Source organism: Mycobacterium sp. MYCO198283 (genome assembly GCF_021213805.1).
Lineage (GTDB): Bacteria > Actinomycetota > Actinomycetes > Mycobacteriales > Mycobacteriaceae > Mycobacterium.
Genome location: NZ_JAJQJI010000010.1, coordinates 1 through 19417, shown reverse-complemented (window position 1 = coordinate 19417; position 19417 = coordinate 1). Strand labels below are relative to the sequence as shown.

16 protein-coding genes, 2 tRNA genes and 1 pseudogene are annotated in these 19417 nt (G+C 70.4%); 12 read left to right on the top strand and 7 right to left on the bottom strand.

Annotated elements, in window-relative coordinates:
• Positions 1-31 precede the first annotated feature (31 nt).
• Positions 32-1397, top strand: a pseudogene (locus tag LV457_RS17905) (dipeptidase); the annotation flags it as partial.
• On the opposite strand, the gene bcp reads toward LV457_RS17905, so the two are convergent.
• A complete protein-coding gene (bcp, locus tag LV457_RS17900; RefSeq protein WP_232172880.1) occupies positions 1348-1821 on the bottom strand; it encodes a thioredoxin-dependent thiol peroxidase in 474 nt (157 codons plus the stop codon). The pseudogene LV457_RS17905 and the gene bcp sit on opposite strands and share 50 nt — an antisense overlap.
• A 122-nt stretch (positions 1822-1943) precedes the next feature.
• Here bcp and LV457_RS17895 point away from each other — a divergent pair, with 122 nt between their 5' ends.
• Positions 1944-2168 (top strand): DUF3618 domain-containing protein, encoded by a 225-nt coding sequence (locus tag LV457_RS17895; protein ID WP_232172879.1) that lies wholly within the window; start codon positions 1944-1946, stop codon positions 2166-2168.
• 504 nt (positions 2169-2672) lie between these two features.
• Here LV457_RS17895 and LV457_RS17890 read toward each other — a convergent pair.
• A tRNA-Lys gene (locus tag LV457_RS17890) sits at positions 2673-2748 on the bottom strand.
• Between the two features lie 221 nt (positions 2749-2969).
• Here LV457_RS17890 and LV457_RS17885 point away from each other — a divergent pair.
• A complete protein-coding gene (locus tag LV457_RS17885; protein ID WP_374198885.1) occupies positions 2970-4127 on the top strand; it encodes an Ig-like domain-containing protein in 1158 nt (385 codons plus the stop codon).
• A gap of 56 nt (positions 4128-4183) precedes the next feature.
• On the opposite strand, the gene LV457_RS17880 is transcribed toward LV457_RS17885, so the two are convergent.
• A tRNA-His gene (locus tag LV457_RS17880) sits at positions 4184-4256 on the bottom strand.
• Between the two features lie 41 nt (positions 4257-4297).
• Positions 4298-4933, bottom strand: coding sequence for an oligoribonuclease (gene orn, locus LV457_RS17875; RefSeq protein ID WP_232172877.1), 636 nt, complete (start codon positions 4931-4933; stop codon positions 4298-4300).
• Positions 4934-4989: 56 nt separating this feature from the next.
• Here orn and LV457_RS17870 point away from each other — a divergent pair, with 56 nt between their 5' ends.
• Entirely contained in the window at positions 4990-6561 is a 1572-nt protein-coding gene (locus tag LV457_RS17870) for a helicase HerA-like domain-containing protein (protein WP_232172876.1), read from the top strand.
• On the opposite strand, the gene cmrA is transcribed toward LV457_RS17870, so the two are convergent.
• Positions 6558-7364, bottom strand: a complete 807-nt coding sequence (cmrA, locus tag LV457_RS17865) for a mycolate reductase (RefSeq protein ID WP_232172875.1) — start codon at positions 7362-7364, stop codon at positions 6558-6560. The genes LV457_RS17870 and cmrA overlap by 4 nt on opposite strands.
• Positions 7365-7389: 25 nt before the next feature.
• On the opposite strand from cmrA, the gene LV457_RS17860 reads away from it, so the two are divergent.
• The gene (locus LV457_RS17860) at positions 7390-8706 is read left to right on the top strand and encodes an MFS transporter (RefSeq protein ID WP_232172874.1); all 1317 of its coding nucleotides are present in this window, start codon (positions 7390-7392) and stop codon (positions 8704-8706) included.
• Here LV457_RS17860 and LV457_RS17855 read toward each other — a convergent pair.
• On the bottom strand, positions 8693-9424 hold the full coding sequence (locus tag LV457_RS17855) for a hypothetical protein (protein WP_232172873.1): 732 nt from the start codon (positions 9422-9424) through the stop codon (positions 8693-8695). The two genes, LV457_RS17860 and LV457_RS17855, sit on opposite strands and share 14 nt — an antisense overlap.
• Before the next feature lie 114 nt (positions 9425-9538).
• Between LV457_RS17855 and LV457_RS17850 the strand changes: the two genes are divergently transcribed.
• The 4 genes from LV457_RS17850 to LV457_RS17835 all read left to right on the top strand — a co-directional run bounded on the left by LV457_RS17850 (position 9539) and on the right by LV457_RS17835 (position 13733).
• Positions 9539-11320 carry an N-acetylglutaminylglutamine amidotransferase gene (locus LV457_RS17850; RefSeq protein WP_232172872.1) on the top strand — a complete coding sequence of 594 codons (1782 nt, stop codon included), beginning with the start codon at positions 9539-9541 and terminating at the stop codon, positions 11318-11320.
• 1 nt (position 11321) lies between these two features.
• On the top strand, positions 11322-13229 hold the full coding sequence (locus LV457_RS17845; RefSeq protein ID WP_232172871.1) for a S9 family peptidase: 1908 nt from the start codon (positions 11322-11324) through the stop codon (positions 13227-13229).
• Positions 13230-13319: 90 nt separating this feature from the next.
• Positions 13320-13532: a hypothetical protein gene (locus tag LV457_RS17840; RefSeq protein ID WP_374198884.1), complete on the top strand. Its 213-nt coding sequence runs from the start codon at positions 13320-13322 to the stop codon at positions 13530-13532.
• Between the two features lie 42 nt (positions 13533-13574).
• Positions 13575-13733: a DUF6131 family protein gene (locus tag LV457_RS17835; protein WP_232172869.1), complete on the top strand. Its 159-nt coding sequence runs from the start codon at positions 13575-13577 to the stop codon at positions 13731-13733.
• On the opposite strand, the gene LV457_RS17830 is transcribed toward LV457_RS17835, so the two are convergent.
• Positions 13730-14368 carry a TetR/AcrR family transcriptional regulator gene (locus tag LV457_RS17830; RefSeq protein ID WP_232172868.1) on the bottom strand — a complete coding sequence of 213 codons (639 nt, stop codon included), beginning with the start codon at positions 14366-14368 and terminating at the stop codon, positions 13730-13732. The genes LV457_RS17835 and LV457_RS17830 overlap by 4 nt on opposite strands.
• A gap of 62 nt (positions 14369-14430) precedes the next feature.
• Here LV457_RS17830 and LV457_RS17825 point away from each other — a divergent pair, with 62 nt between their 5' ends.
• Genes LV457_RS17825 through LV457_RS17815 form a run of 3 tightly spaced genes read left to right on the top strand, consistent with a single transcriptional unit; the run spans position 14431 to position 19132 of the window.
• On the top strand, positions 14431-15981 hold the full coding sequence (locus LV457_RS17825; RefSeq protein WP_232172867.1) for a carboxyl transferase domain-containing protein: 1551 nt from the start codon (positions 14431-14433) through the stop codon (positions 15979-15981).
• A gap of 8 nt (positions 15982-15989) precedes the next feature.
• The gene (locus tag LV457_RS17820; protein ID WP_232172866.1) at positions 15990-17975 is read left to right on the top strand and encodes a biotin carboxylase N-terminal domain-containing protein; all 1986 of its coding nucleotides are present in this window, start codon (positions 15990-15992) and stop codon (positions 17973-17975) included.
• Positions 17972-19132, top strand: coding sequence for an acyl-CoA dehydrogenase family protein (locus tag LV457_RS17815; protein ID WP_232172865.1), 1161 nt, complete (start codon positions 17972-17974; stop codon positions 19130-19132). The genes LV457_RS17820 and LV457_RS17815 overlap by 4 nt, the downstream gene beginning before the upstream one ends.
• Positions 19133-19417 lie beyond the last annotated feature (285 nt).

Genomic DNA, 19417 nt, shown 5'->3' with positions numbered 1-19417 from the left:
CGGCGACGCACTAGCCTCGAACGCTATGAGCGATCTCGTCGAACGCGTCCGCGACCTGCTGCCCGCGGTCCGCCGGGACCTGGAGGACCTGGTGCGCATCGAGTCGGTGTGGGCCGACCCGGCCCGCCGCGACGAGGTGTATCGCAGCGCCAAGGCCGTCGCCGACCTGCTGACAGGCGCCGGATTCGACGACGTCCGCGTCGTCGCGGCGGGCGGCGCCCCCGCGGTCATCGCCCGCCACCCCGCACCGCCCGGGGCGCCGACCGTGCTGCTGTACGCCCACCACGACGTCCAGCCGGAAGGCGATCGCGCGCAATGGCTTTCGCCGCCGTTCGAGCCGACCGAGCGCGACGGCCGGCTCTACGGGCGCGGCAGCGCCGACGACAAGGCCGGCATCGCCGTGCACCTCGCCGCGTTCCGCGCCCACGGCGGCAATCCGCCGGTCGGTGTGACGGTGTTCGTCGAGGGCGAGGAAGAGTCCGGATCGCCGACCATCGGGGCGCTGCTCGCCGCCCACCGCGACCTGCTCGCCGCCGACGTGATCGTCATCGCCGACTCCGACAACTGGAGCACCGAGGTGCCGGCGCTGACGGTGTCGCTGCGCGGGCTCGCCGACTGCGTCGTGGAGGTGGCCACGCTCGACCACGGTCTGCACTCGGGGCTGTGGGGCGGCGTGGTGCCCGACGCCGTGAGCGTGCTGGTGCGGCTGCTCGCGAGCCTGCACGACGACGACGGCAACGTGGCGGTCGCAGGGCTGCACGAAGGCGTCGCCGCGGACGTCGACTATCCGCCGGAGCGGGTGCGCGCCGACACCGGACTGCTCGACGGTGTCCGAGAGATCGGCAGCGGCTCAGTGCCGCAACGGCTTTGGGCCAAGCCGGCGATCACCGTCATCGGCATCGACGCCACGCCGATCGCCACGTCGTCCAACACCCTCATCCCGCGGGCGCGTGCCAAGGTGAGCCTGCGGGTGGCGCCCGGCGGCGACGCCCGCGCGCATCTCGACGCGCTGACCCGACACCTCGAGCAGCACACCCCGTGGGGCGCGCAGGTGACGGTGACGCCCGGCGACGTCGGCCAGCCGTTCGCGGTCGACACCGACGGCAGCGCCCATCGGGCGGCGCACGAGGCATTCGCCCAGGCGTGGGGCGCCGAGCCGGTCGACATGGGGATGGGCGGCTCGATCCCGTTCATCGCCGAGTTCGCGGCCGCCTTCCCGCATGCGCAGATCCTGGTGACCGGCGTCGAGGATCCCGGCACGCAGGCGCACAGCGTCGACGAGAGCCTGCACCTCGGCGTGCTCGAACGCGCCGCCACCGCCGAGGCGCTGCTGCTGGCGAAGCTCGGCTAAACCGACAGGTCGCGCCGCAGCTTCGCGACGTGGCCGGTGGCCTTGACGTTGTACTGCGCCTCGGCGATCTTGCCGTCCTCGTCGACGACGAAGGTCGACCGGATGACGCCCTGCACCGTCTTGCCGTACATCTTCTTCTCGCCGAACGCGCCCCACGCCGTCAGGACCGTCTTGTCCGGGTCCGAGAGCAGCGGGAAGGTCAGCCCCTCGGCGTCGCGGAACTTCGCGAGCTTCGCCGGCTTGTCGGGGGAGATGCCCACCACCGCGAGCCCGGCGTCGTTCAGCTCGGCGAGGTTGTCCCGGAAGTCGCACGCCTGCTTGGTGCAGCCCGGCGTCGAGGCGGCCGGATAGAAGTAGACGATGACGCGCCGGCCGCGATAGTCCGACAGCGACACGGTGTTGCCGTCCGCGTCGGGAAGGCTGAACTCCGGGGCGTCGTCCCCGGGTGAGAGTCGCGTGGTCTCGGCCACCGCAAAGCCCCTTTCGTCCACCGGCGCGACGGTTCCCGAACCGGCTGATCTAGGGTAGTTCGACAGGGTGACAGACCCGCACCGAGCCCGTCGGGCGGGGCATGGACACGGAGGACTCACAAGTGGCGGACCGCGATCCCGACGAGATCAAGGAAGACATCGACCGCGCTCGCGACCAGTTGGCGGCGACGGTGGACTCCCTGACGAAGCGGGCGAATCCGCGCCGCCTGGCCGACGACGCGAAGGCCGGGCTCATCGCCTTCGTACGCAAACCACCGGTCACTTTCGCGCTGGTCGGCATCGGGACGTTGACCGTCGTGGCGCTGGTCCGACGCGCTCGACGCTGACGCCTGCGCGTCAGATCCCCCGACCCCACCTGCGTCGCAGCCACTGCGGAACGGCGAGCTGCGGTCCCGGCGGATTGGCGCACATACCGAGGCGACGGCAGCTGTGGACGGCGACCGGCTGTGAGGCGTTGCTGGCGTGCTGCCGCGGCACCGCATGAGACGGTGTCGACACCGGCTCGATGCCACCCATCAGTGCTTCCTTTTCGCCCGGCCTGCAAACGTGCGCCACATCACGCATCGCCTCCTCAGCTAACTGAAGTGTGCCGGTGAAAGCGGTACCCCGCAAGACTGAGCTGCAGACTATGGCGTCAATCACGTCTGACGGTTAAGGCGCCGTCGCCCGCTTAGGCGTCGGTGGCGCACATTCGAAGCGGCCGCCGCGGCGGTAACGCGGGATGAAAGTCAACAGCCACCCGCAGCGTTGCCGGGCGGTGCCACGGATCGGCTGGGCGGCAACCGAGGGCGAAAACGCCGAAAGGCCCCGCCGGAGCGGAGCCTTTCGCCTGGTGCGCCGTCAGGGTTTCGAACCCCGGACCCGCTGATTAAGAGTCAGCTGCTCTACCAACTGAGCTAACGGCGCATCGAGGAGCGACGATAACACTGAAAGCGCCGCCGGGAGAAACCGGGCGCGGGAGTCGCAGCGGGCCGCCGCGCGAGACGCCGCATCTGCCGAAAGCCCTTAGACTATTGCCAGAAACGATGCGCACTGCAGGGTGCAGATGAGGTGGGGACGAGATTATGTGGCAGGTCCGTGCAACGGGCGGTCCGCGACGCCGGCGAACGTGGTTGACGGCGCTGCTGATGCTGGTTGTCGCCGCGCTGACCCTCTCGGGCTGCGGGGGCAGCAGTGAGCCGGCGGCGCCGCAGGTCATCACCGACAAGGGCACGCCGTTCGACGACCTGTTGGTGCCCAAGCTGCAGGCATCGGTCACCGACGGCGCGGTGGGGGTGTCGGTCGATGCGCCCGTGACGGTGACCGCAGGCGACGGCGTGCTCGGCGCCGTGACGCTAACCAACGACGAGGGCCGGGCCGTGGCGGGCGCTCTGAGCCCGGACGGCCTGACCTGGGCGACCACCGAGCCGCTCGGCTACAACAAGCAGTACACCCTGCAGGCGGAGGCGGTCGGTCTCGGCGGCGTGACCAAGAGCGAGATGACCTTCGAGACGCATTCGCCCGAGAACCTGACGATGGGCTACCTGCTGCCCAACAACGGCGAGGTCGTCGGGGTCGGCCAGCCGATCGCGGTGCGCTTCGACGAGGACATCCCGAACCGGGCGGCCGCCGAGCGCGCCATCAAGGTGACGACGGACCCGCCGGTGGTCGGCGCGTTCTACTGGCTCAACAACCGCGAGGTGCGGTGGCGCCCGGAGCACTACTGGAAGCCGGGCACGCAGGTGGAGGTGCAGGTCGACATCTACGGCGTCGATCTCGGCGAGGGGCTCTTCGGTCAGGAGAACACCTCGACGAAGTTCACGATCGGCGACGAGGTGATCGCGACCGCCGACGACAACACCAAGACGCTGACCATCCGCCGCAACGGCGAGGTGGTGAAGACCATGCCGATCTCGATGGGCAAGAACAGCACGCCCACCAACAACGGCATCTACATCATCGGTGAGCGCTTTTCGCACCTGGTGATGGACTCGTCGACCTACGGCGTGCCGTCGAACTCGCCGAACGGTTACCGCACCGAGGTGGACTGGGCCACGCAGATGTCGTACAGCGGCATCTACGTGCACGCCGCGCCGTGGTCGGTGGGCAGCCAGGGCCGCAGCAACGTCAGCCACGGCTGCCTGAACGTCAGCACCAGCAACGCAAAGTGGTTCTACGACAACACCAAGCGCGGGGACATCGTCGAGGTGGTCAACACCGTCGGCAGCCCGCTGCCGGGTACCGACGGGCTCGGTGACTGGAACATCCCGTGGAGTGAGTGGCTGGCCGGCAACGCGACGGCCTGACGGGTGAAAAACGAAAGCCGGCCAGCCCGTTCGGGCTGGCCGGCTTCGTCTCTCGGGGTGGCTGACGGGACTCGAACCCGCGACAGCCAGGATCACAACCTGGTGCTCTACCAACTGAACTACAGCCACCATTGCCGCCGAGCCGAGAGCGCCGGCAGCGACTGCCGATACTAGCCGGTGGACGCCGCCGACGCCGAATCGGATTGGCCGTCGAGGCCGAGGGCGCCGGCCGCCGCGGCGATCTCGGCGGTCGAGGGCCCCGGCTGCGGCACGAAGGCGGTGCTGCGGTAGTAGCGCAGTTCGCGGATGGATTCGCGGATGTCGGCGAGCGCCCGGTGCGCGAGCCCCTTCTCGGGCTGGCCGTAGTAGATGCGCGGATACCACCGGCGGCACAGCTCCTTGATGGAGCTGACGTCGATCATGCGGTAGTGCAGGTGCTCGTCGAGCGCCGGCATGTCGCGGGCGATGAACCCGCGGTCGGTGGCGATCGAATTGCCCGCCAGCGGAGCGCTTTTGGGCGCCGGCACGTGTGTGCGGATGTAGTCGAGCACCAGCTGCTCGGCGTCGGCCAGACTGACGGTGGAGGCGCGCACCTCCTCGATGAGCCCGGACCGCGTGTGCATCTTGGTCACCACGTCGATCATCCCGTCGAGCGCCGCGTCGTCGGTGTGGATCACGACGTCGACGCCGTCACCCAGCACGTTGAGGTCGCCGTCGGTGACCAGCGCCGCGATCTCGATCAACCGGTCCTTGCGCAGGTCCAGGCCCGTCATCTCGCAGTCGATCCACACCAGTTCATCCCGCACAGCGATCACAGTAAGCCCATCGCCGCCGGCGCCGGCAACAGTAGTGTCGGAGAGCGATGAGCACCGACACTTCCGGCACCCCCGCACAGCAGATCGCCGCAGGCTACGCGGTCGACGGTCCGGCCCTCGAACTGGGCAGCGTCGTCGTCGACGGGACCGTGGACCCGGCGGCGCGCGTCCGCATTCCGCTCGCCACCGTCAACCGCCACGGGCTCGTCGCGGGGGCCACCGGCACCGGCAAGACGAAGTCCCTGCAGCTGTTGGCCGAGCAGCTGTCGGCCGCCGGGGTCCCGGTGGTGATGGCCGACGTGAAGGGCGATCTGTCGGGCCTGTCGCGGCCCGGGGCGGTCAGCGACCGCACCACCGAACGCGCGCGGGACACCGGCGACGACTGGTCCCCGACGGCCTATCCCGTCGAGTTCCTGTCGCTCGGTGCTCGCGGCGTGGGAGTGCCGGTGCGGGCCACGATGTCCAGCTTCGGGCCGATCCTGCTGTCGAAGGTGCTCGGGCTCAACGCCACTCAGGAGTCGACGCTCGGCCTCGTCTTCCACTGGGCCGACCAGCAGGGGTTGCCGCTGCTCGACCTCAAGGACCTGCGATCGGTCATCAACTATCTGCGCAGCGACGAGGGCAAGCCGCAGCTCGAAGCGCTCGGCGCGGTGTCGCCGGCCACCGCCGGGGTGATCCTGCGGGCGCTGGTGAACCTGGAGGCCGACGGCGGGGACACCTTCTTCGGTGAGCCGGAACTCGATCCGCAGGACCTGATGCGCGTCGACGGTTCCGGCCGCGGCGTGGTGACACTGCTCGAGGTCGGCGACCAGGCCGCGCGGCCGGTGCTGTTCTCGACGTTCCTGATGTGGGTGCTCGCCGACCTGTTCGAATCGCTTCCCGAGGTCGGCGACGTCGACAAGCCGAAGCTGGTGTTCTTCTTCGACGAGGCGCACCTGCTCTTCGCCGACGCGTCGAAGGCGTTCCTGGCGCAGGTCGAGCAGACGGTAAAGCTGATCCGCTCCAAGGGCGTCGGGGTGTTCTTCTGCACCCAGCTGCCCACCGACGTACCGAAAGACGTGCTGTCGCAGCTGGGCGCGCGGATCCAGCACGCGCTGCGCGCCTTCACCCCCGACGACCAGCGGGCGCTGACGCGGACCGTGCGCACCTATCCGAAGACGACGGTCTACGACCTGGAAACAGCGCTGACGTCGCTCGGGATCGGCGAGGCCGTCGTCACCGTGCTGTCGGAGCGGGGCGCGCCCACGCCGGTCGCGTGGACCCGCATGCGGGCGCCGCGCTCGCTGATGGACACCATCGGCGCCGACGCCATCGCGACGGCGGCGAAAGCCAGTGCGCTGCAAGCCGAATACGGCCAGCCGATCGACCGCGAGTCGGCCTATGAGCGGCTCACCGCGAAGCTCACGCCACCGCCCGCCACACCAGCGCCCGCCCCGGTCCCGCCGCCGATCGACGTCCCGCCCATGCCCGCGCCCGCGCAGCCCGAAGGCCCCGGCGCGCTGGAGAAGGTGATGGACAACCCGGCGTTCAAGAGCTTCATGCGATCGGCCGCATCAGCCGCCGGCCGCGAGATCAGCCGCAGCATCTTCGGCACCGGTCGCCGGCGCCGCCGCCGTTAGTCGCCGCCGAGCTTCTTGTAGACGGCGCCCACGATCGGGGTGACGACGGCGCGCGGCGCATAGCCGCTGGCCACCGACATCGCCTTGGACGTCACGCCGGGCACCACGCGCATCTTGTTGCGCTCCAGCCCGTCCAGCGACAGCTTGGCGGTGTGCTCGGTGGAGATCCACAGGAAGTCGGGGATGAGCTTGTCCACCAGCGACGCCTCGTCGGGATCGGGCAGGTCGGCGCGCACCGGGCCGGGCGCCAGCAGCGTCACGTGCACGCCCTGACCCTTCAGCTCGCCGCGCAGGGACTCGCTGAACGTGTTGACGAACGCCTTGGTGGCGGCGTAGGTGGCGTTGTTGGGGATCGGCGAGTTGCCGGCGGCCGAGCCGGAGATCAGGATTCCGCCGGCCCGCCGCGCCACCATGCCCGGCAGTACCGCCAGCACCAGGTCGTAGACACCGTGCACGTTCAGCTGCACCTGCGCGCGCTCGCCGGCCGGGTCGAGCCGGCTGATCGGCCCGAAGGTGGCGGTCCCCGCGTTCGCGCACAGGATCGAGATCTCCCGGCCCGCCAGCTCCTCGGCGAAGTCGCCGCGCTGCCCGGGATCGGCCAGGTCCACGGGCCGGACCTCGACCGTCACGCCGTAACGCTGCTGCAACCGCGCCGCGAGCGCCGCCAACACGTCGCCGCGGCGCGCGGTGACGATCAGATGGTGGCCCCGCGCGGCGAGCTCGGTGGCCAGTGCCTCGCCGATGTTCTGCGACGCGCCGGTCACGACGGCGCGGGCGTCGGGGCTGGGGGCGGGTACGGGCATGGGCCGGACTATATCGTGGGCGATCGTGGCATCTCCCCGGCCGGGCGACCCGGCCGTCGACCGCTTCCGGGTGGTGGCCTGGGCGCTGTGGGACTGCGGCTCGACCGGGCTGAACGCCATCGTCGTCACCTTCGTCTTCTCGGTCTACCTCACCGGCACGGTCGGCGAAGGCCTGCCCGGTGACACGTCCCCGGCGAGCTGGCTGGGCCGGGCGATGACCGTCGCAGGCCTCACGGTGGCGCTGCTCGCCCCGGTCACCGGGATCTGGGTCGAGGCGCCCCGGCGACGTCGGATGGGGCTCGCGGTGCTCACCGGCGGCGCGGTGGCGCTGACGGCCGCCATGAGCCTGATCCGCGACGACCACCGCTACCTGTTGCCGGGGTTGGTGCTGCTGGCCTTGACGGCCGCCTGCAGTGACCTCGCCAGCGTGCCGTACAACGCGATGTTGCGACAGCTGTCCACTCCGCAGACGTCGGGCCGGGTGTCGGGCTTCGGCTGGGCCTGCGGCTATGTCGGGAGCGTGCTACTGCTGCTGCTGGTCTACGGAACGCTCATCGCCGGTGACGGAGACCGGCGCGGACTGCTCGGCGTTCCGACGGCGGACGGCCTGAACGTGCGGCTGGCCATGCTGCTGGCCGCGGCGTGGTTCCTGCTGTTCGCGCTGCCCCTGATCGTGACGGCCCGCCCGGTGGCAGGCGAACCGTCGCCGCAGCCGGTCGGGTTGTTCGGTGGCTACCGCCGGCTGTGGCAGGAGATCCGCGGCGAGTGGCGACGCGACCGCAACGTCGTCTTCTACCTGCTCGCCAGCGCGGTGTTCCGGGACGGCCTGGCCGGGGTGTTCGCGTTCGGGGCGGTGCTGGGCGTCACCGTGTACGGCATCTCCCAGAGCGACGTGCTGCTCTTCGGGGTGGCGGCGAGCGTGGTGGCGGCGCTCGGCGCGGTGGCGGGCGGGCTCGCCGACGACCGGGTGGGGTCCAAGCCCGTCATCGTCGGCTCGCTGATCGCCATGATCATCACCGGCTCGGCGCTGCTGGCGCTGTCCGGGCCGCTGGCGTTCTGGGTGTGCGGGCTGCTGCTGTGCCTGTTCATCGGCCCCACCCAGGCGGCGGCCCGCACGCTGATGATGCGCATGTCCGCCGAAGGCAAGGAAGGCGTGGCGTTCGGCCTCTACACGACCACCGGCCGCGCCGTGTCGTTCCTGGCGCCGTGGCTGTTCTTCAGCTTCATCGACTGGTTCGGCACCGACCGCGCGGGCACCGCCGGCCTGCTCGTCGTGCTCACCGCCGGACTGGTCGCCATGCTGGGCGTGCGGACTCCGGCGCGCCCGCTCAGCAGCTCGTGAAGGTGTTACCCGTCTGCTGCTTGACCTGCGAGCCGTCGACGAAGACGCTGCAGGTCACCTCGCCGCCGTAGGTGACGATCGAGACGCTCGCCGCACTCTCGGCCGGCTGCGGCAACGTGAGCTCCTTGCGCCAGGGCAGCTGCACGTTGAACTCCATGGCCATGCTCTCGCTGTCGGCGTAGGTGATGGAGAGCGCGCGCCCGGTTCCGCTCACCTCGTAGACGACGGTCTGCGTGGCCCCGGACGCCGTACCCGAGGTGGTGGTGGGGCTCGCCGACGTCGTGCTGGTCGGGCGGCTGCTCGGGGGTACCACCGCGGTGGGGGACCGCGACGTGCTGGTGGTGGCGGTCGGGGTGAGCGCCGGCAACGGCGACACCACCGTCTCCTCCTTCGACGAGCTCGTCACGATCACCAGCGCGACGGCCAAGCCGATCACCAGGACCACGGCCACCCCGGCGAAGATCCACAACCACTTCGACGGGCGCTCGTCGTGCGGGGGCTCGTCGCCGGGGTCGGGCAGCGGCGCCTGCGGGTTGGTCTGCGTCCAGTAGGGCGGCAGCTGCTCGGTCGGGCGCTGCGGCGGCGGTCCGGTCGGCGCCCACGGCGACTGGCCCGCGTATGCCGGATCGCCGGCGGAGTGCCCGTACAGGTCGTAGGGGTTCCCGATCCGGCGCGTGGCGTCGGACTGATCGTCGCGCGGCGGCACGTCGCGGCTCATACCCACCTCATTGCCGCCAGGGTACCGCGCCGGCCGCACGGCCTCAGTTCTCGCGCGGGGCGCCGACAGGGCAAGCTAGTACCCGGCGCTTCCCTACGAGAAGGGGCTTGAACCATGTGCGGAATCTGCGGAGAGATCCGCTTCGACGGCAGATCGGCCGACGTCGCCGCGGTCAACCGGATGACCGGCGCCATGGAGTCGCGCGGCCCGGACTCCGACGGTCTCGTCGCGCACGGCCGGGTCGCATTCGGGCACCGGCGCCTGTCGATCATCGACCTGTCGGCGTGCGGCGAGCAGCCCATGGTCGACAGCGAGCTCGGCCTGTCGCTCGTCTTCAACGGGATCATCTACAACTATCAGCAGCTCCGCCGGGAGCTGCAGGACGTCGGCTACCGCTTCTTCTCCACCGCGGACAGCGAGGTGCTGCTCAAGGCATTCCACCGCTGGGGTCCGCGGTGTGTCGAGCGTTTCAAGGGGATGTTCGCGTTCGCCGTCCACGACCGCGACACCGGGGTGGTGACGCTGGGGCGCGACCGGCTCGGCATCAAGCCGCTGTACTACGCGCAGTGGCCGGGGAAGCTGCGGTTCGCGTCCACGGTGCGCGCGCTCATCGACGGCGGCGGGGTGAACACCGACCTCGACCGCCACGCGCTGCACCACTACATGAGCTTCCACGCGGTGGTGCCGGCGCCGCGCACCGTGTATCAGGGCATCCGGAAGTTGCCGCCCGCCACCGTCCGGGTCGTCCAGCCCGACGGCACCTTCGAGGACACGGTCTACTGGTCGCCGGTGTTCGAACGGGACCCGTCGCGCGCGGACTGGTCGTTCGGTGACTGGCAGGACGCCCTGCTCGACGCACTGCGGACCTCGGTGGAGCGGCGGATGGTGTCCGACGTCCCGGTGGGGGTGTTGCTGTCGGGCGGCATCGACTCGTCGATGGTGGTGGCGCTGCTCGCCGAGCAGGGGCAGCACGGGCTGGCCACCTTCAGCATCGGCTTCGACTCCGCGGGCGGCGAATCCGGCGACGAGTACGTCTACTCCGACATGGTCGCCAAGGCGTTCGACACCGACCACCACAAGATCCACATCGATTCGTCCCGGCTGCTGCCCGCGGTGCCGCGGACCATCGCGGCGATGAGCGAGCCGATGGTCAGCCACGACTGCGTCGCCTTCTATCTGCTGTCCGAGGAGGTCAGCAAGTCGGTCCGGGTGGTGCAGTCCGGGCAGGGCGCCGACGAGGTCCTCGCCGGCTACAGCTGGTACCCGCCGCTGGCGAACGTCGACCGGGCGGCCGTCACCGACGCCTACGCCAAGGTGTTCTTCGACCGTGGGCACAGCGACGTGCTGTCGATCCTGGCGCCGGACTACACGCTCGACCACGACGTGAGCCTCGAGTTCGTGCGGACGCACCAGTCGGCGCCGGGTGCGGAGACGGCCGTCGACGCCGCCCTGCGGCTGGACACCACGGTGATGCTGGTCGACGACCCGGTGAAGCGCGTCGACAACATGACGATGGCGTGGGGGCTCGAGGCCCGGGTGCCGTTCCTCGACCACGACTTCGTCGAGCTCGCGGCCACCTGCCCGCCCGAGTTCAAGCTGGCGTCCGGCGGCAAGGGCGTGCTCAAGGAGGCGTCGCGCAAACTGCTCCCGGCCGACGTGATCGACCGCAAGAAGGGGTACTTCCCGGTGCCCGGGATCCGTCATCTGGACGGCCCGCTGCTCGACATGGTCCGTGACGCGCTGACCGCCCGGGCGGCCCGGGAGCGCGGCCTGTACCGTCGCGAGGTCCTCGACACCCTGCTGTCGGACCCGAACCGGCATCGCACCGTGCTCGACGGGAACTCGTTGTGGCAACTGGGTGTCCTGGAGATGTGGCTGCAGAACATGGAGGGCTGAGTTGGCCGCACCCGGACGGCAGGTCCGCGCGAACTACGGCGCGTCGCTGTCCCCGGACGCCACGGCGTTCGCCCACCTCGTCGACGACGGCGGCTATCCGCGCGCGGTGCAGCGCTTCCTGACGGGGTGGCGGGCCAGTTCGTCGCGCGACGTGGAGCTCCCGGTCGACGGCCCGGTCACCCGGGTGATCCACTCCGCCGACGGTCACTGGCTGGCGTGCGAGGTGGCGCCGGAGGGCAGCGACCGCCGCCAGATCTGGGTGGTCACCACCGATCCCGACGACCGCGACGCCCGCCGCATCGACGGCTTCGGCCCCGCCGGCTGGGACAGCGCGGGCGGCACCGCCGAACTCATCGGCTGGGACGGCACCCGCGTCGCGGCGATCCTCACCGGCGAGGACGGCATCGGCAGTTCGTGCCTGATCGACCCGGCCACCGGCGAGTCGGTGGTGTTGGACCGGCGCTCGGCGGGCCGGCTGGTGGACGCCTGGGCCGGAGCGGCCCTCATCCGCGTCGGCCCGCGCGGGTACCGGGAGTTGATCCTGCGCCGCGGACTGACCGAGATCGCGCTGCTGCCACCGGATCCCGGCTCGGTCACCGACTACGGCGTCATCCTCGACGACCACCAGCCGCGTCGGCTGCGCTACGGCGTGACCGGCGAGCAGACCCGGCTCTACCACCCCGCCAAGACCTATCCGCCCGACAGCACCGAGGGCTATGTGCGGGCGCTGATCCGCAGCGACAACGGCGGTAACTACGCGCGCCTGCTCGAGGTCACCGCCACCTCCGACGGCGTGACCTATCACGTGGTCGCCGAGCGGCCCGACTGCGATCTCGACGAGTTCGTCGTCAGCGACGACCTGTCGACCGTCGCGCTGCTGTGGAACCGGGACGGGCTGTCGGAACTGCAGATCCTGTCCTATGCCGACTACACGCTGCTGCCGCCGATCCCGCTGCCCGGGCTGGTGGCCACCGAACTCACGATCAGCGCGGGCGGCTCGATGGTCGCCATGACCGTCGAGAGCCCCGCCAAACCGCCCACCGTCGAGCTCGTCGATCCGCGCATCCGCGAGTGGCAGCGCATCGACAGCCAACCCAGCAGCGGACCGCTGGTGCCGTCCATCAGCTCCGCGCCGACGCTCGAACGCCTCACCGCCCGTGACGGTTTGGAGTTCTCCGGCTGGCTGTACCGGCCGCCGCCGGGCGTCGCGGTGATCGGGGCGCTGGTCTATCTGCACGGCGGGCCGGAGGGGCAGTCGAGGCCCGGCTACAGCGAGGTATTCCCGGAGCTCCTCAGCGCCGGCGTGGCGGTGTTCACGCCGAACGTGCGCGGCTCGGGCGGCGCCGGCCGCGCCTTCATGCACGCCGACGACGTCGAGAAGCGCTTCGCCGCCATCGACGACGTCGCCGACGCCGTGGCGTACCTGGTCGAGCGGGGGATCGCGCCCGCGGACCGGATCGCCTGCGGCGGATGGTCCTACGGCGGTTACCTCACCCTGGCGGCGCTCACCTTTCACCCCGAGCTGTTCGCCGCGGGCGTCAGCATCTGCGGCATGAGCGATCTGACGACGTTCCTGCGCAACACCGAGCCGTGGATCGCCGACGCCGCCTACACCAAGTACGGCCATCCGATCCGCGATCTGGAACTGCTGGAGGAACTCTCACCGCTGCGCCGGGTCGACGCCCTGCGCGCTCCGCTGCTGGTGATCCACGGCGGCACCGACACCAACGTGCCGGTGAGCGAATCCGACCAGATCGTCGCGGCGCTGCGCGAGCGGAACCGGGAGGTCCGCTATGTGCTGTTCCCCGACGACGGCCACGAGATCGCCAAACGCGAGAACCGTGTCACCGTGGCCCGCGAGATCTGCCAGTGGCTGCACCTGTCGTTCGACCGCACGCGCGTCGCCTGACGACTCGACTCGCCCGCACTGCGCGGACGGGTGAGGTTTGGAGAATTGTCGTTGCGGTCAATCATCTCAGACCACGGAATGGAGGCCAAGATGCGCGGCATAGTCGGGGTAATCGTGTTGGTCTGGCTGCTGGTCGGCGTGGTCGCCGTCTTCGCACTCGACCAGGAGAAGAACGCGAAGAACTGCACCGGAGTGGTGAACGTCGCGGTGACGACCATCGCGGGCCCGTTGAACTTCGTCCCGGGGCTGATTCCCGTCGTCGACAACTGCCCGAAGGCTCCGGAACCGCAGCGCGCCCCGTAAGCGGTCCCGGCGAATCAACCGAATATCAGAAATGGAGCGGCAATGATCATCCTCGGAATCATCCTGGCCCTGCTCGGTCAATACGTGCTCAAGCTGTCGATCGTGACCACCATCGGCGTCATCCTGATCGTCGCCGGGGTAGTCCTGTGGATCCTCGGCGCCACCGGCCGCGCGGTCGGTGGCCGCAAAGTCTGGTATTAGCGCCCGGACGCCGGTGACGGTGGCCGCGCGGTGAGCGCAGCCACCGTCATCGCCCGCAGCACGGTCCGCGACTGCGGGGGATCGGCGGTCCTCGCCGCCGACCCCGACCGGACGCTGTGCGGCGTGGAGTTGAGCAACCCGAAGCCGGCGTGCGCCATGAGGCGCGCGTCGGCTTCGTCCAGTTCGGGGTCGATGGTCCGCAGCGCCTGCACCCAGATCTCCACGTACTGGCGCTGCGCCCGCCGCACCTGGCGCTTGGCGTCGGGCGGCAGGTATTCCAGGTCCCGGTCCTGGATCCGGATGAGGCCGGATTCGTTCAGCGCGAAGTCGAGGTGGAAATCGACCAGGCCGTCGAGCGCCGCCCTCGGCGACGGTGCCTGCCGGACCACCGCCTCGGCGCCGGCCAGCAGCCGGGTGCTGATCCCGACGAGCAGTTCGGCCAGCAGCGCTTCCTTATTGGGGAAGTGCCGATAGATCGCGGGCCCGCTGACCCCGGCGGCCGCGCCGATGTCCTCCAGCCGCACCGAGAGGTAGCCCCGCTCGGCGATCAGCCGTTCGGCGGCGGCCAGCAGTTGCGACCGACGGTCGGACTTCTGCCGGCTGCGGCGGGTCTCGGATGCGGCGACGTTGGACATTTGGGTTAATGATAATTAACATGCCCTGAGTTAGTCGTCATTAACCGAAATGGGCGGGCGCCTTGGACACGGTGACATCACACCGAGCGGAGCACCTTCGGCTGGTCGAGGAGTTGCGCTCGAAGCTCGCGGCGGCGGCCCTCGGCGGCCCCGAGCGGTCCCGGCAGCGGCACGTCGGCCGCGGCAAACTGCTGCCGCGCGACCGCGTCGACGGGCTGCTCGACGCGGGCAGCCCGTTCCTGGAGGTCGCGCCGCTCGCGGCCACCGGCATGTACGACGACGACTGCCCCGCCGCGGGCATCATCACCGGCATCGGCCGGGTGTCGGGCCGCGAATGCATGATCGTCGCCAACGACGCCACCGTGAAGGGTGGCACCTACTACCCGATGACGGTCAAGAAGCATCTGCGCGCGCAGGAGATCGCGCTGCAAAACCGGTTGCCGTGCCTCTACCTCGTCGACTCCGGTGGCGCCTTTCTGCCGCGCCAGGACGAGGTGTTCCCCGACCGCGACCACTTCGGCCGCATCTTCTTCAACCAGGCCACCATGAGCGCGGCGGGCATCCCGCAGATCGCGGCGGTGCTCGGATCCTGCACCGCCGGCGGCGCGTACGTGCCGGCGATGAGCGACGAGGCGGTCATCGTCCGCAACCAGGGCACCATCTTCCTCGGTGGCCCGCCGCTGGTGAAGGCCGCGACCGGCGAGGTCGTCACGGCCGAGGAACTGGGCGGCGGTGACCTGCACTCGAAGACGTCCGGGGTCACCGACCACCTGGCGCACGACGACCGCGACGCGCTGCGCATCGTGCGCCGCATCGTCGCCACCCTCGGTCCCCGCACCCCGCCGCCCTGGGAGGTGCTGCCCACCGTCGACGCGAGCGCCGACCAGCGTGAGCTCTACGACGTGGTGCCCATCGACTCGCGGATCCCCTACGACGTCCACGAGGTCGTGCACCGGATCGTCGATGGCGGCGACTTCTCGGAGTTCAAAGCGGAGTACGGCACCACGCTCGTCACCGGCTTTGCGCGTGTGCACGGCCACCCGGTGGGGATCGTCGCCAACAACGGCATCCTGTTCGGTGAATCGGCGCAGAAGGGCGCACATTTCATCGAGCTGTGCGACAAGCGGATGGTGCCGCTGCTGTTCCTGCAGAACATCTCCGGGTTCATGGTGGGCCGCGACTACGAGGCGGGCGGTATCGCCAAGCACGGCGCCAAGATGGTGACCGCCGTTGCCTGCGCGCGGGTGCCCAAGCTGACCGTCGTGGTCGGCGGATCGTACGGCGCCGGCAACTACTCGATGTGCGGCCGGGCGTATTCGCCTCGGTTTCTGTGGATGTGGCCGAACGCGCGGATCTCGGTGATGGGCGGCGAACAGGCCGCCTCGGTGCTGGCCACCGTCCGGGGCGACCTCGACCCCGAGGCCCAGGAGGCGCTCAAGGCGCCGATTCGCGCGCAGTACGAGCGGCAGGGCAACCCGTACTACTCCACCGCCCGGCTCTGGGACGACGGCGTCATCGACCCTGCCGACACGAGAACCGTTGTGGGCCTGGCGTTGTCGGTGGCGGCACAGGCGCCCCTCGAACCGGTTTCCTACGGCGTCTTCCGGATGTGAGCCCCGCGATGTTCGATACCGTGCTGGTGGCCAACCGCGGCGAGATCGCCGTGCGGGTGATGCGGACGCTGCGCGCCATGGGCATTCGGTCGGTGGCTGTCTACAGCGACGCCGACGCCGGCGCCCGCCACGTCGTCGAGGCCGACGAGGCGGTGCGTATCGGCCCGGCGGCGGCCCGCGCCAGCTACCTCGACATCGACGCCGTCGTCGCGGCGGCCCGGCGCACCGGCGCGCAGGCCGTCCATCCCGGCTACGGATTCCTGTCGGAGAACGCGGCTTTCGCCGCCGCGCTGGCCGCGGCGGGCATCGTCTTCATCGGCCCACCGGCCGCAGCCATCACCACGATGGGCGACAAGATCGCGGCCAAGACCACCGTGACGCGCTTCGGGGTGCCGGTGGTGCCGGGGATCGCCCGCCCGGGGCTCACCGACGACGAACTCGTCGCTGCGGCCGGCGACATCGGCTTCCCGGTGCTGGTGAAGCCCTCGGCAGGCGGCGGCGGGAAGGGCATGCGGGTGGTCGAGCGTCCCGGCGACCTGCCCGCCGCGCTGGCCGGCGCCCGCCGCGAAGCCGCGGCTGCGTTCGGCGACGACACGCTCTTCCTCGAACGGTTCGTGTTGCGGCCCCGCCACATCGAGGTGCAGGTGCTCGCCGACACCCACGGCACCGTCGTGCACTTCGGCGAGCGCGAGTGCAGCCTGCAGCGGCGGCACCAGAAGATCATCGAGGAGGCGCCGTCACCGCTGCTCGACGCCGATGCGCGCGCCCGCATCGGTGCCGCGGCCTGCGACACCGCCCGCAGCGTCGCCTACGTCGGCGCCGGCACGGTCGAGTTCATCGTCTCCGACGACCGGCCCGACGAGTTCTTCTTCCTCGAGATGAACACCCGGCTGCAGGTCGAGCACCCGGTCACCGAACTGGTCACCGGCCACGACCTCGTCGAGTGGCAGGTCCGGATCGCCGCCGGCGAGCGACTTCCGTTGTCGCAGGACGACATTCGGTTCGACGGCCACGCCGTCGAGGCGCGGGTGTACGCCGAGGACGCCGCCAGCGGATTCCTGCCGACGGGCGGTCCGGTGCTCGCCGTCGTCGAGCCGACCGGTCCCGACGTCCGCGTCGACTCCGGCCTGCGCGCCGGCACCGCGGTCGGTAGTGACTACGACCCCATGCTGGCCAAGGTCATCGCGCACGGCCCCGACCGGGAGACCGCCCTGCGGCGGCTGGATCGGGCGCTGTCGCAGACCGGTGTACTCGGTCTCACCACCAACCTCGATTTCCTGCGGTTCCTGCTCCGCGATCCCGACGTGGCGGCGGGCCGACTCGACACGGCGCTGGTGGACCGGCGGCTGCCCGACTACGCGCCCCACGCCGCCGACGACGCCCGGCTGGTGGCGGCGGCCTGCTACCGCTGGCTGCAGCTATGGCAGCGGGCCGGCGACGACCTGTGGGGCCGGCCCACCGGCTGGCGCCTAGGCACCCCGGCGCCCGCGGTCTTCCGGATGAGTGCCGGTGCGCGCGCCGAGCACGTCCGGCTGTCCGGCTCGCCGGCGGCCGGGACCGCCGAGATCGCCGACGGCGCCGCGTATCCGGTGGCCGCCGAGCTGGCCGGCGACCTGCTCACCGTGACGCTCGACGGGCAGCGCCGACGGTACCGCGTCGCCGCCGACGGACCCGGCGTCTGGCTGTTCGCCGACGGCGTGACCACCCTCGTCGAGGAGGTTGCCGAGGCCGCGGTGCGCGCACCGGACGACGACGCCGGCAGCGCCGAGATGACCAGCCCCATGCCGGGCACCGTCGTGGCCGTCGGCGTGACCGACGGTGCCGCCGTGAGCGCCGGAACGGTCGTCGTCACCGTCGAGGCGATGAAGATGGAGCACGCGATCACCGCTCCGGTCGACGGTGTCGCCGACGTCCTCGTCGCCGTCGGCGACCAGGTCACCTTGGGCCAGCCCGTGGCCCGGATCACCGCACCCGCGGAGGAAAGACAACCATGACGGATCTGATGTCGAGCGGCCTGCTGCCCGATCACTACCAACAGCTCGCGATGACGGTCCGCGACTTCGCCCGCACCGTGGTGGCGCCCGTGGCGGCCAAACACGATGCGGAGCACAGCTTTCCGTACGAGGTCGTCTCCGGGATGGCCGACATGGGCCTGTTCGGGTTGCCCTTCCCGGAGGAGTACGGCGGGATGGGCGGCGATTACTTCGCGCTGTGCCTGGCACTCGAGGAGCTCGGCAAGGTCGACCAGTCGGTGGCCATCACGCTGGAGGCCGGCGTGTCACTCGGGGCGATGCCGGTGTACCGGTTCGGCAACGAGGCGCAGCGGGCCGAGTGGCTGCCGCTGCTCGCGAGCGGACGGGCCCTGGGCGCCTTCGGGCTGACCGAAGCCGGCGGTGGCAGCGATGCCGGCGCCACCCGCACCACGGCCCGGCTCGACGACGGCGAATGGGTGATCAACGGCTCCAAGCAGTTCATCACAAACTCCGGCACGGACATCACCCGGCTGGTGACCGTCACCGCCGTCACCGGCGAGCACGACGGGCGCAAGGAGATCTCGTCGATCCTCGTGCCGGTGCCCAGCGCCGGGTTCACCGCCGAACCGGCCTACGACAAGGTCGGCTGGAACGCCTCCGACACCCATCCACTGTCCTTCGACGACGTGCGAGTGCCCGAGGCGAACCTGCTCGGTGAGCGCGGACGCGGCTATGCGAACTTCCTGCGGATCCTCGACGAGGGCCGGATCGCGATCGCTGCACTGTCGGTCGGCGCCGCGCAGGGCTGCGTCGACGAAAGTGTCCGCTACGCGAAGGAACGCGAGGCGTTCGGGCAGCCGATCGGCCGCAACCAGGCGATCGCGTTCAAGATCGCGCGCATGGAAGCCCGCGCGCACACTGCCCGCACCGCCTACTACGACGCCGCGGCGCTGATGCTCGCCGGGAAGCCGTTCAAGAAAGAAGCCGCCATCGCGAAGCTGGTCGCCAGCGAGGCGGCGATGGACAACGCCCGCGACGCCACCCAGATCTTCGGCGGCTACGGCTTCGTGAACGAGTTCACCGTCGCCCGCCACTACCGCGACAGCAAGATCCTGGAGATCGGCGAGGGCACCACCGAGGTGCAGCTCATGCTGATCGGGCGCGCCATCGGCCTCTAGTTGTGATGTCGAGGGAGGTAATGCGGTGTCGCGCCGACAGGTTGATTCCTGAAGCCGGGCGTAGGGCCATTCGTCGGCCGAGAGCGCGTTGGAGCGCACCGATCGTCGCGGCGGCCGCCTCACCTGTGCACATTTCGGCGTTTATAACCCGCGGGCAGTCATCGATCACTGTGTGTCGAGAGCGACTGCGATTTCTGTCGGATGCGCGTGTCGTCCCCCTCCGCTATACTCGAACACATGTTCGAGTACGAGGCGGTGTCGCAGATCGATCCGGCGGCCGGCGAG